At 62.0% G+C, this 13,373-nt stretch carries 14 protein-coding genes; 7 read left to right on the top strand and 7 right to left on the bottom strand.

The annotated features are described in order from the left end of the window. Positions 1-21: 21 nt before the first annotated feature. Positions 22-852: a L,D-transpeptidase gene (locus X741_RS152795; protein ID WP_023777943.1), complete on the bottom strand. Its 831-nt coding sequence runs from the start codon at positions 850-852 to the stop codon at positions 22-24. A 191-nt stretch (positions 853-1,043) separates the two neighbouring features. Then, a complete protein-coding gene (locus X741_RS152800) occupies positions 1,044-1,706 on the bottom strand; it encodes a haloacid dehalogenase type II (RefSeq protein WP_023777942.1) in 663 nt (220 codons plus the stop codon). Between the two features lie 154 nt (positions 1,707-1,860). Between X741_RS152800 and X741_RS152805 the strand changes: the two genes are divergently transcribed. The 4 genes from X741_RS152805 to X741_RS152820 all read left to right on the top strand — a co-directional run bounded on the left by X741_RS152805 (position 1,861) and on the right by X741_RS152820 (position 5,072). Continuing rightward, on the top strand, positions 1,861-2,739 hold the full coding sequence (locus X741_RS152805) for a branched-chain amino acid aminotransferase (RefSeq protein WP_023777941.1): 879 nt from the start codon (positions 1,861-1,863) through the stop codon (positions 2,737-2,739). Between the two features lie 176 nt (positions 2,740-2,915). Next, positions 2,916-3,515, top strand: a complete 600-nt coding sequence (locus X741_RS152810; protein ID WP_013896470.1) for a superoxide dismutase — start codon at positions 2,916-2,918, stop codon at positions 3,513-3,515. A 162-nt stretch (positions 3,516-3,677) separates the two neighbouring features. Then, entirely contained in the window at positions 3,678-4,115 is a 438-nt protein-coding gene (locus X741_RS152815) for a cytochrome c (protein ID WP_023777940.1), read from the top strand. Between the two features lie 9 nt (positions 4,116-4,124). Next, entirely contained in the window at positions 4,125-5,072 is a 948-nt protein-coding gene (locus tag X741_RS152820) for a cytochrome c (RefSeq protein WP_023777939.1), read from the top strand. 7 nt (positions 5,073-5,079) lie between these two features. Here X741_RS152820 and X741_RS152825 read toward each other — a convergent pair whose 3' ends face one another. From X741_RS152825 to X741_RS152835, 3 genes are all read right to left on the bottom strand, one after another. Continuing rightward, positions 5,080-5,469, bottom strand: a complete 390-nt coding sequence (locus X741_RS152825; protein ID WP_023777938.1) for an SET domain-containing protein-lysine N-methyltransferase — start codon at positions 5,467-5,469, stop codon at positions 5,080-5,082. Between the two features lie 150 nt (positions 5,470-5,619). Beyond that, a complete protein-coding gene (locus X741_RS152830; RefSeq protein WP_023777937.1) occupies positions 5,620-6,246 on the bottom strand; it encodes a LysE family translocator in 627 nt (208 codons plus the stop codon). 11 nt (positions 6,247-6,257) lie between these two features. After that, on the bottom strand, positions 6,258-8,366 hold the full coding sequence (locus X741_RS152835; RefSeq protein ID WP_023777936.1) for a S9 family peptidase: 2,109 nt from the start codon (positions 8,364-8,366) through the stop codon (positions 6,258-6,260). Between the two features lie 510 nt (positions 8,367-8,876). Between X741_RS152835 and X741_RS152840 the strand changes: the two genes are divergently transcribed. Further along, positions 8,877-9,302, top strand: coding sequence for a MucR family transcriptional regulator (locus tag X741_RS152840; RefSeq protein ID WP_013896464.1), 426 nt, complete (start codon positions 8,877-8,879; stop codon positions 9,300-9,302). Positions 9,303-9,401: 99 nt separating this feature from the next. Here X741_RS152840 and X741_RS152845 read toward each other — a convergent pair whose 3' ends face one another. Further along, a complete protein-coding gene (locus X741_RS152845) occupies positions 9,402-9,830 on the bottom strand; it encodes a SufE family protein (protein ID WP_013896463.1) in 429 nt (142 codons plus the stop codon). Positions 9,831-9,956: 126 nt separating this feature from the next. After that, the gene (locus X741_RS152850) at positions 9,957-10,307 is read right to left on the bottom strand and encodes a DUF5330 domain-containing protein (protein ID WP_023764389.1); all 351 of its coding nucleotides are present in this window, start codon (positions 10,305-10,307) and stop codon (positions 9,957-9,959) included. A 533-nt stretch (positions 10,308-10,840) separates the two neighbouring features. Here X741_RS152850 and X741_RS152855 point away from each other — a divergent pair. Both X741_RS152855 and X741_RS152860 read left to right on the top strand, forming a co-directional pair. After that, on the top strand, positions 10,841-12,589 hold the full coding sequence (locus tag X741_RS152855) for a HAMP domain-containing sensor histidine kinase (RefSeq protein WP_031250035.1): 1,749 nt from the start codon (positions 10,841-10,843) through the stop codon (positions 12,587-12,589). Then, positions 12,564-13,370 carry a peptidoglycan-binding protein gene (locus X741_RS152860; RefSeq protein ID WP_023777934.1) on the top strand — a complete coding sequence of 269 codons (807 nt, stop codon included), beginning with the start codon at positions 12,564-12,566 and terminating at the stop codon, positions 13,368-13,370. Before X741_RS152855 ends, X741_RS152860 begins: the two co-directional genes overlap by 26 nt. Positions 13,371-13,373 lie beyond the last annotated feature (3 nt).

Genomic DNA, 13,373 nt, shown 5'->3' with positions numbered 1-13,373 from the left:
CCGTCCATAGATGTTGTCGGCTCAGAAAATCGAATCCGTGATCGCCTTGACCGGCCCGAGCAGTACCGATCCGTCCGGCACGCCGGCGTCGATCGGAATGGCCTTGTGGTTTGTCGTCGCCGCCGCAACCATCGGCTGCCTGGCATCGCTGGTCACGATGACCGGTGATTTCGACGGCACGCGGTCGTAGAGATCGATGATGTCCTGGTTCATCAGGCGCACGCAGCCCGACGAAACCGATTTGCCGATCGAGCGCCACTCCGGCGAGCCGTGCAAGCGGTAGAGCGTGTCGACGTTGCCTTGGAAGAGATAGAGCGCGCGCGCGCCGAGCGGGTTTTTCAGCCCGCCGGGCATGCCGCCATTGTCGGCGCTGTATTGCTTCAACTCCGGCTGCCGGGCGATCATTTCATCCGGCGGTGTCCATTTCGGCCATTTCTGCTTCCACTGGACGACGGCGTCGCCCGACCATTCGAAGCCGGCACGACCGAGACCGACGCCATAGCGGATGGCCTGGCCGCCCGGGCGGACCAGATAGAGGAAATGGCCTGTCGTATCGACGACGATGGTTCCCGGCTTCTGTCCGGTCGGGTCGGGAACGATCTGGCGCAGGAACTGCGGATCGATCCTGTCGACCGGGATGGCCGGCAGATCGAAGCCACCATCGCTGACCGCGGCATACATCGAGGCATAGTCGGCAAGCGGTGGCTCGACATAGGTGGGCGGCGGCGGTTCCACCGGGCCTGGCCCGGTGGTGGCGCATGCGGAAACCGCGATCGAGGCGGCGCCCAGCGCGGCGGCGTTGAGGAAGCCGCGACGGCTCAGGCGAAAGGATTCGATTTCGGTTATGGACATAGTTGCCTTCTTTAGGACTCAAATTCCAACAAAGCGTGAATACACCGACCGCTGTTGCGGGTGCTTGACAACACCTGGCGCGATAGGCGGTTCCGATTCTGGCCCGAACGTGGACAAACAAAGGCGAAGCTGTGACCGTCCCGCCACTGTGGCGCCATGGCCACAGCCTGTGACCGGCCACAGCCTGTGGCCTAGCCGCCGGATACCAGGGCTTCGAGGCTCGGCAAGATCAAGGCCGGCGGAAAGTCCCGGTATTCCTCTGGCTGGTTGGAACGGTTGATCCACACCGTGCGGAAGCCGAATTTGGTGGCGCCTGCGATGTCCCAGCGATTGGAGGACTGGAAGGAAACCGCGCCGGGATAGAGGCGCCAGCCGGTGGCGACCATGTCGTAGACCGCTGGATCGGTCTTGAAGCGCCGCACCGCATCGACCGAATAGACGTCGTCCAGCACCTGGTCGAGCGCGGCGGACTTGACCGCGGCCTGCAGCATTTCGGGCGAGCCGTTGGAGAGGATCGCCAGCCGGGCGCCCGAAGCCTTGAGCGCTTTCAGCACCGCCGGCACTTCGGGATAGCAATCCAGCCGCCAGTAGGCTTCCAGCAGGTTCGCCTTGAGCCCTGGATCGGCCGAGGGCACCTTGCGCAAGGCGAAATCGAGCGCTTGCTCGGTCAACTGCCAGAAATCGGCATAGCCGCCCATCAACGTTCGCACCCAGGAATATTCGAGCTGCTTGGCGCGCCAGATTTCGGACAGCAACTGGCCGTCCGGCCCGATCTGGTCGGCATGGCGGCGCACTGCGGCATGCACGTCGAACAGCGTGCCGTAGGCGTCGAAAACATAGGCCGCGTATTGCATAGCGACAGTTTTGGGGCGAGGCGGGGCAAGGTGCAAGCCCCGATTGCATCGCGCCTGCCTCTGGCCTCAACAAAACTCCCCTATGCCGGTTGACGGCGCCGGCCAAAGCGTCATCCAATGCTGCCATACGATTGATCGGAACGGGAAAAACGCGATGACACTGGCGGCCGCAGCGCAATCCGCGACATGGACTTTCGTCGATGGCGACTGGTACGAGGGCAACGTCGCCATCCTGGGGCCGCGCAGCCACGCCATGTGGCTTGGCACCAGCGTGTTCGACGGCGGCCGCTGGTTCGAAGGCGTGGCGCCCGACCTCGACCTTCATGCCAAGAGAGTGAACGCCTCGGCCATCGCGCTCGGCCTCAAGCCGAACATGACGCCGGAGCAGATCGTCGGGCTGACCTGGGACGGCTTGAAGAAATTCGACGGCAAGACGGCTGTTTACATCAGGCCGATGTACTGGGCCGAGCATGGCGGCTACATGGGCGTGCCGGCCGATCCTGCTTCGACCCGTTTCTGCCTCTGCCTCTACGAATCGCCGATGATCCCGCCGTCCGGTTTTTCGGTGACCGTGTCGCCGTTCCGGCGCCCGACCATCGAAACCATGCCGACCAACGCCAAGGCCGGTTGCCTTTACCCCAACAATGGCCGTGCCATTCTCGAGGCCAAGATGCGCGGCTTCGACAACGCGATGGTGCTCGACATGCTTGGCAACGTCGCCGAGACGGGCACCTCGAACATCTTCCTGGTCAAGGATGGTCATGTCTTTACGCCGGCGCCGAACGGCACCTTCCTGTCCGGTATAACCCGCTCGCGCACGATAAATTTGCTTGGCGAGTATGGCTTCAAAACCACCGAAAAGACGTTGTCCGTGCGCGAGTTCCTGGAGGCGGACGAGATATTCTCCACCGGAAACCATTCCAAGGTGGTGCCGATCACCCGCATCGAGGACCGCAATCTGCAACCCGGGCCGGTGGCCAAGAAGGCGCGCGAGCTCTATTGGGACTGGGCGCATTCGACGACAACCGGCTGAGGCGCCGGCCCGGTCGTTTTGTCGCTGCCCGGTTTGTTGCCGCAAAACCGTGTGACAGTTTTCCGCAACCCGCCTAGAAAGGGACCGGCGCTTCATTTCCGGAGTTGTTCCAGCTCAATCCAGACCTATGTTAATCCGGTATCAACACCGGATTTTTCCACGAGGGAGTACCATCCATGGCTTTCGAATTGCCCGCTCTGCCCTACGACTACGAGGCCCTGCAGCCCTATATGTCGAAAGAGACGCTGGAGTATCACCACGACAAGCACCACAAGGCCTATGTCGACAACGGCAACAAGCTGGCCGCCGAAGCCGGTCTTGGGGATCTGTCGGTCGAAGAGGTGGTTAAGCAGTCGTTCGGCAAGAACGCCGGTCTCTTCAACAATGCCGCGCAGCACTACAACCACATCCATTTCTGGAAGTGGATGAAGAAGGGCGGCGGCGGCAACAAGCTCCCCGGCGCACTGCAGAAGGCGGTCGACAGCGACCTCGGCGGTTACGACAAGTTCAAGGCCGACTTCATCGCCGCCGGCACGACGCAGTTCGGTTCTGGCTGGGCCTGGGTCTCGGTCAAGGACGGCAAGCTGGCGATCTCGAAGACCCCGAACGGTGAAAATCCTCTCGTCCACGGCGCATCGCCGATCCTCGGCGTCGACGTCTGGGAACATTCCTATTACATCGACTATCGCAACGCCCGGCCGAAATATCTCGAGGCGTTCGTCGACAGCCTCATCAACTGGGACCACGTCCTGGAGATGTACGAAAAGGCGAAGTGATCGATCGTTAGAAAAGCCCCGGCACTCCGGGGCTTTTCTTTTCCGCGTCGAAGTCACGCAATAGCAAAGGTCCGGCAGAAATCATTCAGGCGAAGGGGAATATTCCACCCGTCGCATCCGTTAACGTTTCGTCCCGAAATGCCTTCATCATGGAGCCAATGAATGAGAAAGCTTGTCATCGCCATCTCAATGCTCGCCTTCGCCGGTTCGGCCGCCTTTGCCGATCCGATCCTCGACCGGCAGGCTCTGATGAAGGAGCGCGGAAAGATCGTCGGCGGCTTGGCGAAAGTGGCCAAGGGCGAGGAGCCCTTCGATGCCGCGGCCGTGCTGACGCAACTGCAGGCGCTGCAGGCGAATGCCGAGAAGTTCGACGCCGACGCTTTGTTCCCGAAAGGCAGCGATACCGGCGACACGACCGCGGCGCCAAAAATCTGGGAAGACATGGCCGGCTTCAAGGCCACCGAGGACAAGTATCTTGCCGACGTCAAGGCGGCGGTCGCGGCGGCTCCCGCCAACGTCGACGCGCTGAAAGCGCAAGTCGGCGCCATCGGCTCGGATTGCGGCACCTGCCACCAGACCTATCGCGTGAAGAAGGGCTGATAGCGGGCAATGTCCCTGCTGAAAAAACTCGTCGGCGCCCTCGTCATCCTGGGTGGCGTCGGCGCGGTTGCAGGCTGGATCCTGTCGGCGCCGACGACGCTGGACACGCAGGCCCTGGCCAAGCTTGGGCCAGGTGACGCAGCCAAGGGCAAGCGCATTTTCTACGCGGGCGGCTGCACCTCCTGCCATGCAAAACCGGGCTCGCAAGGCGATGCCCGGCTTCAGTTGGCGGGCGGCCTCGAACTCAAGACGCCGTTCGGCACCTTCGTTCCCCCCAACATTTCGCAGGATCCCAAGGACGGCATCGGCGCATGGTCGATCGAGGATCTCGCGAACGCCATGCTGAAGGGCGTGTCGCCCTCGGGTCAGCATTTCTATCCGGCATTCCCTTACGCTTCCTACGCGCGCATGAATCCGGCTGATATCGCCGACCTCTACGCTTTCCTGAAGACGCTGCCCGCGGTCGCCGGCAAGGCGCCGGACAACTCGCTGGCATTCCCGTTCAACATCCGACGTGGCATCGGCCTGTGGAAGCGCCTCTATCTCAGCGATCAGCCGGTCATTCCTCTGCCCGATGGCACGCCTGAACCGGTGATGGCTGGCCGTTATCTGGTCGAGGGACCCGGCCATTGCGGCGAATGCCATACGCCGCGTGACCTTGCCGGAGGCACCAGGAAAAGTGAATGGCTGGCCGGCGCCGTCGCCGCCGAAGGCAAGGGCGTCGTGCCGAACATCACGTCGGGCGAGGGCGGCATCGGCAACTGGTCGGAATCCGACATCGCCAACTATCTCGAGACCGGCTTCACGCCCGATTTCGATTCCGTCGGCGGCGCCATGGTCGACGTGCAGCGCAACATGGCCGAGCTGACGCCGCAGGATCGGGCGTCCATCGCCGCTTACCTCAAGGCTGTACCGCCACATCCAAACGGCTATCCGGCGCGCAAGCCGGCGAGCTGACTATCGACTATAGGTGGCGGTCCCCCAGGAAATCAAAGCCCGTCTCGAAGAAGTGGTTGTAGTTGCAGGTCAACTCCTCGCCCGCTGCGATGTCGCGCAAGGCATAGGTTTCCTCAGGCGAGGAGACGTCGCAATTCGGCTCGTCGTCATGGTTCATGTAGCGGGCATCGTCCGCTTCGAAGACGATATAGGCCGGGTCGCGCCTGTCGGGGTAGGAATAGCGGTCGAGATAGTTCTTCACCGGCCCCGTCTCGCCCTCATAGGTTTCCACGTCGATGATCCGGTCGAACCTGGGGTCGAGCTTCCAGACCAGTGTGCCCTTGGGGATGTGGTTCTTGGCAAAGACGCCGATGCCCTGGATCGGCGATTTGTCGAGATAGACGTCGACGAGCAGCATAGTGGACCCTTATGCGAGTATGGGCTCATCGCCCGGGAAAATCGTGCTTTGGGTAGCGCGCGACCGTCGCAATTGCGAGCGGAAATCAGCAGCTCGGAATTCAAAAAATCATGATCGTCGTGCCTGGCAGAAGATGCGAGCCGCCCGCCGTCAGCGCTGCTGCAAAGCCAGGCGAACACCCAAGGCGCAGTAGATGCCGCCGACAACCTTGCCCTGCCATTTCAGCACCGTCGGGTTTCGGCGCAGGAAGGTGCCGAGCCGCCCGGCGCTCACCGCAAAAACGACCGTGCTGAAAAGGCCGAGCAGAACGAAGATCACCCCGAGCGTCATCAACTGGAGCATCACCGATCCGTTTTCAGGCCGCACGAACTGAGGCAGGAAGGCAAGAAAGAAAAGCGCGGTCTTGGGATTGAGCACTTCGGTCAGGACAGCTTGCCGGAATGCCTTGCCGGCGGAGATCGCAAGCTTGCCGGCAGTCGGATCGGCGGGCGTCTTTTCGAAGATCGCGCGGATGCCGAGATAAACGAGGTAGGCAGCGCCGATATACTTCACGACGCTGAACAGCGTCGCCGAGGTGGCGATGACGGCCGAAATGCCGATCATCGCCATGGCTGTGTGAAACATGTCGCCGGCCGCGATCCCTGCACCCGTTGCGATCCCGACCTTCGTGCCCGAACTCGTTGCGCGGGCGATCGTCAGCAGGGTGGCCGGACCCGGAATAAAGACAAAGCCGAACACAAGGGCGACATAGGCGATCAATGTGGACAGATCGATCATCGGCGGGTCTCCTAGGCAGGCTGGGCCTTGCCCGTCACCTTCAGTGTAAAGGCATAGGTATAGGCTATCTCTTCCAGGCGTGAAAACCGGCCCGAAGCACCGGCGTGGCCGGAATCCATATTGATCTTGAACAGCACCGGATTGTCGCCGCTCTTGCGGTCGCGCAGCCGCGCCACCCATTTGGCAGGCTCCCAATAGGTGACGCGCGGATCGGTGAGGCCGGCGAGCGCCAGGATCGGCGGGTAGTCGAGCGCCGCGACGTTGTCGTAGGGCGAGTAGGCGGCGATCGTCCGGTAGTCGTCGGCTGACGCGATCGGATTGCCCCATTCCGGCCATTCAGGCGGGGTCAGCGGCAGGGTCGCGTCGAGCATGGTGGTGAGCACGTCCACGAACGGAACCTCGGCGACGATGCCGCCGAAACAGTCCGGCGCCATGTTGGCGATGGCGCCCATCAGCATGCCGCCGGCCGAGCCGCCTTGCGCGACGATGCGGTCATGCGCCGTATAGCGCTCGGCAACGAGGTGACGCGCACAGGCTATGAAGTCGGTGAACGTGTTCATCTTGTGCTCACGCTTGCCGTCATCGTACCAGCCGTAGCCCTTGTCCTTGCCGCCACGGACATGAGCGATGGCAAAGACGATGCCGCGGTCGACCAAGGAGAACCAGTTGGTGTTGAAGGCGGCCGGCACGGCGATGCCGTAGGAACCGTAGCCATAGAGCAGACAAGGTGCGGATCCATCCAGCGGCGTGTCGCGGTGGTGCAGAAGGGAGATCGGCACCAGTTCGCCATCGGCGGCGGGCGCCATCAAGCGCCTCGTGACATAGTGGTCCGGGTCGTGGCCGGACGGCACTTCCTGGGTCTTGAGCAGCACCCGCTCGCGCGTGCGCATGTTGTAGTCGAACACCTGCGACGGCGTCGTCATCGACGAATAGGAAAAGCGCATGGTCTCGGTGTCGTATTCGTACGACCCTGAAAGGCCGAGCGAAAAGGCTTCTTCATCAAAAGAAATCAGGTGCTCCTCTCCATTCGCGCGATCGCGCACGACGATGCGCGGCAGGCCCTCCTTGCGCTCGAGCCGGACCATGTGGTCTTTGAAGCCGATCACCGACAGGACCAGCCGGCCCGGCTCGTGCGGCACCAGCTCCTGCCAGTTGGCACGCACCGGATCGCTTGCCGGCGCGGTCATGATCTTGAAGTCCTTCGCCCCATCCGCGTTGGTCAGGATGAAGAAGATGTCGCCGCCTTCCTCCAGCTCATATTGAAGGCCGGTCTCGCGCGCCGAAACAAGCTTGGGTTCGGCAAACGGATCGCTTGCGCTCAACAGCCGGTATTCCGAGGTCTCGTGATCGTTGATGCCGATCATGATCCATTCGTTGTTGCGGGTGCCGTCGACATTCATGAAGAAACCGGGGTCGGTCTCCTCATAGATCAGACGGTCGTCCTCAGGGTTCTGTCCCAATGCATGGAACAGCACCTTCGATGGCCGGTGGTTGGGGTCGAGACGGGTGTAGAAGAACCCGTCATTGCCGGCGTCCCACACGCCCGACCCGCCCGTGGCTTGTATCTGGTCCGCCAGATCCTTGCCGTCGGCAAGGTCGCGCACGCGCAGCGTGTAGAATTCGGAGCCCTTGTCGTCGAAGGCCCACAGCAGCTTGGCGTGGTCGGACGAATGATCGACACCGCCGAGCCGGAAATAGGCCTTGCCCTCCGCCTCTGCGTCGCCGTCGAGCAGGATCCGCTCGGTGCCGCCGTCGCGCGGCGTGCGGAAATAGCGCGGCTGCTCGCCGCCGAGCTTGAAGGAGGAACCATAGGCATAGGGCCCGTCCTTCATGGGAACCGAAGAATCATCCTCCTTGATGCGGCCCTTCATTTCTTTGAAAAGCTGCTTCCGCAGGTCTGAAGTATCGGCCATCAGCTTCGACTGGTAGGCGTTCTCGGCTTCGAGTTCGGCACGTATCCCCGCATCGAGCAGGGAAGGATCCCGGAACATCTCCTGCCAATTGTCGGCCCGCAGCCAGGCATACTCATCTGTTCGCGTGATGCCGTGATGCGTGTCGGTAACCGTCCGCTTCTCGGGCACCGGCGGGCTGACGGATGGAAATGCGGAAGTCTTGGTCATTGCGTCTCGCTGTGCCCGTGTCTCTGGTCTTTGCCGGCCCGTCTCATGCGACCGTATTCGCGGCTTGGCAAGTGGCCAATCGAGGCGGCCCGCCGGCGGACATCTCGCCTGGTTGCCTTGCGCGAAAAAGACGATCAGCAACCTGTGGTTTTGTGGACAGATGTGAACAACCAAGGTTGCAAGCGCGATGGCTAAGCAAATCCGAGCATTCAAACCCGTTTCGTGAGTTATCTCGAATGTAACGGCGAGCTGACGCCACGTCAGCCTTTGCCCGTTTGGCCGAAAAATATCGAAAAATTACATGATGCACGAAAGATTGAAGCTGAACGACGAATAGTTGATCAACATTCGTAAATATAATGCAGTGAGTGAATTGACTTACTTGAGCCATGGCCGCATTGATGTGCCCGCGACACGAATCGCAGAAGCTCTACCTGCACAAAATTCGTGCAATGCCCTGCCTGCAAAAATGGGCACAATCGACGTCACTCTTGTTGGGGCCTGAAGACCATGGATATTGTCGAATCACCTTCCCGAAACAATGAAGCGCTGATCGAGCTCACCGCCGATGTGGTGGCTGCCTATGTCAGCAACAATCCGGTGCCGGTCGGCGAACTGCCGAACCTGATATCCGATGTCCACGCTGCCCTCGGGCGTGTGGGCGGAACCGCCGAGCAGCCCCCTGCCGACAAGCAGAAGCCGGCTGTAAACCCGAAGCGTTCCGTCCATGACGACTACATCGTCTGTCTCGAGGACGGCAAGAAGTTCAAGTCGCTCAAGCGTCACCTGATGACCCACTATGATCTGACGCCGGAGCAGTATCGCGAAAAGTGGAACCTCGACCCGAGCTATCCGATGGTTGCCCCCAACTACGCGGCGGCCCGTTCGCAGCTCGCCAAGAAGATGGGCCTTGGCCGCAAGCGCAAGGCGCGGTAATCGCTCCTCGTCAGGCCTAACCGACATCAACGGCGCCTTCGGGCGCCGTTTGATTTTGCGGCTTGGTAGACGGGCAGAGGATGTAGACGGACAGGGTATTCAGGCGGTCTGTTCGAGCGCCATCTCGGCATCGCGCTTGATGCGCTTGACCATCGAGCGGAGGCCATTGGCGCGCTGGGGCGACAGGTGTTCGTCCAGGCCGAGCGCCTTCAGCGTCGCTTCGGCATCGGTCTTCTGGATTTCGCTGGCGGTCCGTCCCGAAAACAGCGCCAGCACGATCGCGACCAGTCCGCGCACGATATGGGCATCGGAATCGCCCCTGAACGCAATGACCGGATCGGGACCCGGTCCCCGTTCGGTGGTCAGCCAAACCTGGCTGACGCAGCCGGGCACCTTGTTGGCGGCGTTGCGTTCCTCATCGGGAAATGGAGGCAATGCTTCGCCGAGTTCGATGACATAGCGATAGCGGTCCTCCCATTCGTCAAGGAAGGAGAAGTCGTCGCGGATCGTCTGGATCGAGGCCGTCATGACCCGGATATAGTGACCCGGCGGCGCCGCGTCACGAAAAAACCCCAGTGGCGCCGCGTCACGGAAAAACAAGGACACCGCGGGCGTCGAGAGGGCAGACGGCCCGCGGTGCGCCGTCGAGACGGCTTAATTCTTTACCGGCAGGTTGACTGTCTCAGGCAGCACGATGTTCTCGGCCACGCTGCCGGTCATTGTCGAAGTGTCGGGGCCGGCGGACTTGTCGTCCAGCATCGCCGCCGCGATCTTGGCGGTCTCCTTGGCGCGTGCCGTGATGGTGTGCATGGCGGACTTGCCGGTTTCGCAGACATCGGGCTTGCGCTCGCAAATGCCGGCAATGTCACCGACTGCGTCGCGTGCCGCGAACAAGGCCTGGATCGGCCCGACGCTTTCCTGCCCTGGTTCGTCCGAACCGGCAGTCAGGGGCAGCGCCAGCAGCACCAGGGAAAACCAGAAAGCCATTCTTATCAGGAAGAACATGCCTTGCCTCTCGTCGTGACCGGACCATGCATCACATGGCATGACCTCTTTTATGGCAGGATGTTGGCACAGAGGCACGAAGGACGGCTTGCGGGTCATCCGACAATTTTCCTCAAATTTTAGGCAAATTCGAAACGAAGCATTTTGCGATTGATTTGTCTCATATCGGGGCGATTTTCGTTACCGACCAATAACCATTTATCTGGCTGTTTCCATTGCGCTTTTATAAAACTCGAGCGTTTTCGTGCCCACCCCTGGTCCACTGTGGGCAGGCATTCCCGGATAACCCTCCATTTACTATGGCGGCATTTGACCGGGTTTTCGAGGGCAAGCATCCCGATATTTGACACGGGCCGGGCTTTGGTCGGGCCTGCCCTTATCCATTCCTTAAACGCTGGATGAGAGTTTCAGAGCCAATCAAAACAATCTGCGGAAGCAGAGCTGTTCACGACGAGTGCGAGTGCGTTGAGTTGATGCCGATCAAGGCCAGATACGCTGAATTGCCTGGCGCGATTGCCGCCGGTTGCGAACGTATGGTCCATCCCTCCATTCTCGGTCAGGGCGACCGCGAGCGCCAGCGCCGCTTCATCGGCGTCATGCTGGCGGCGCCGTTCTTCGCAGCCGGTGCCGCGGTCACGCTGGTTACATCGGGCATGGGCGCCGCGGTGACCATGGCCGCCATCTTCGCGGCCTTCGGTCTGTGCTGGTTCATCGCCCTGCTGGCGGCGGCGACCGGCAGGATGGCCGTGGCGGCACGGATCGCACTGGCGATGGCGGCCGTCGCGCTTGGTGGCCTTATCAGTGCCGCCGGCGGCTTGAGCTCTCCTGTCGCCATGCTCGTCGTGGCGCTGCCGTTCGAAGCCTGGTGGATCGGCGCCTCGCGCCGTGCGGCGCTGGGGGGGGCTGCCTCGGCCGTCGTCGCGATTGCCCTTCAGCCGCTGTCCGCGGCCTTCCTTCCATTCGCGGGCGCGCAGATCGCCGCCTGGCATTGGCTGGTGCCGCTGGCCTGGGCGCTCACGGTCGTGCCGCGCATATCGGCGTTTCGCGACACCGCCGGTGCGGCCGATAGAGCCGATACGGGGGATCGGCTGGAAGATATCATCGATGCGGTGGTCCTGCGCGTCGCTCGCCATGGCGAAGTCCTGGACGCCTCGGCCAGAGCACGGACGCTTTTGAAATTGCCGCCGGAGTTGCTTTCGGGAACCGGCTTCTTCGACCGCGTCCATCTGTCCGACCGTGTCGCCTATCTCAGCGCCTTGGCCGACATGCGCGATGGCGCCCTGTCGCGCCGCCTCGAACTGCGCATCAGGTTGCCCCAGAACGGCAATGGCCAAGGTGACAATCGCCTGATGGCTGACAATTATCGGCCGTTCGCGCTCGAACTGGTGCGCGGCGAAGAGCAGGGCGATGTCTTCACGCTGGTCCTGCGCGAGAATGACGAGACCGCCCGGCTGCGCGAAGAACTGGCGCGGGCCAATGAGGCGGCGGCCGCCGCCGAAGTGGCCAAGGGCCGGTTCCTGGCGGTGGTGAGCCATGAACTGCGCACGCCGTTGAATGCCATCATCGGCTTCTCGGACATGCTGCTGCACGAGATGTTCGGCGCCTTCAAGGACCCGCGCCAGAAGGAATATGTCGGCCTGGTGCGCGATTCCGGCCAACATCTGCTGGCCGTCGTGACATCCATACTCGACGTATCGAGGATCGAATCGGGCGCCTACGCAACGGAACCGGAGCCGTTCCGGTTCATGGAAGCCGTGGAAATGTGCCAGTCGATGATGCGGCTGCAGGCGCAAGCCAAGAACATCGACCTGCAGACGCAGATCGCGCCGGACGCCGGCGACATCAACGCCGATCGCCGGGCCGTGCAGCAGATCCTCATCAATCTCGTTTCCAACGCGGTCAAGTTCACGCCTGACGGCGGCGATGTCGTCGTCGGCGCCAAGCGGATCGGCTCGCGTCTGCATTTCTGGGTCAGGGACACCGGCATCGGCATCGCCGAGGAGGATTTCGCAAATCTCGGCAAGCCCTTCATGCAGATCCAGAACGACTACACCCGCCGTTTCGAGGGCACCGGTCTTGGTCTTTCCCTGGTGAAGGGCCTGGTGGCGCTGCACGAAGGCACGATGTCGATCGAAAGCATGCCGGGCGAGGGCACCACGGTGACCATCAGCCTGCCGGTCAACGGGCCGAAGGGGCGCCCAGTCAATCAGACCGGAGTGCTGACGATGCCGGTGATGAGGGCGAAAGGGGACAGGGATGGCTCGCTCCGCAAGACGGCCTAAGGCGGTCAAACGCCGCAGCAATGCCTTCCAGGACGGCGCCATTGCCGTCGGCGGCATGATTTCGCGCAATCCTGTCCTGGTGGGCGGATCGACGGCATTCCTGGTGACGCTGTTCTATGTCTCGGCGAATGCGCTGTGGTATCAGCCTTTCCCGCATGCCGGGGCGTTTTTCGCCACCCGCAGCTTCCAGGGATTTCCGCATACGGCCGCCGACGAGCCCGAGACCACGATCAACATCGTGCGGCCTAATGCGGCGCCCGCCCCGATCAAGGGCGATCCGGTGGTCGAGCAGGTGCAAGGCATATTGAAGGACCTCGACTTCTATTCCGGCACGGTCGACGGCATTTCGGGCCCCAATACGCGCAAGGCCATAGAAGCCTACCAGCAGAAGGTCGGGCTCAACGCCTCCGGCGAGATCGACGCGCTGCTGCTGGATCAACTGGGCGCGACGCCGAAGACCGCCGCCGTGCCGAAACCGCAGCCGCGTCCGGGCACGCCGGCCGCCGTTCCGGTGTCTTTGCAGACAGGTTCTGGGCAGACAAGTTCTGGGCAGAATGACTTGGAGACGAATGCAGCGTTGCAGGGGCCTGATCCTCGCATCGTCAAGATCCAGGCCGGACTGAAGGCGTTCGGCAATGACGACATGCAACTGGATGGGGTCGTCGGCGCCCGCACCAAGGCGGCGATCAAGGAATTCCAGTCGCTGTTCGGGTTGCCGCAGACTGGCGAACCCGATGAGATCGTCTACGTCAAGATGCGCGAGATCGGCCTGACCAACTAACGG

Source organism: Mesorhizobium sp. LNHC221B00 (assembly GCF_000502935.1).
Taxonomy (GTDB): domain Bacteria; phylum Pseudomonadota; class Alphaproteobacteria; order Rhizobiales; family Rhizobiaceae; genus Mesorhizobium; species Mesorhizobium opportunistum.
The sequence above is the reverse complement of the archived record's forward strand: the minus strand, read 5'-3'. Positions and strand labels throughout refer to the sequence as shown.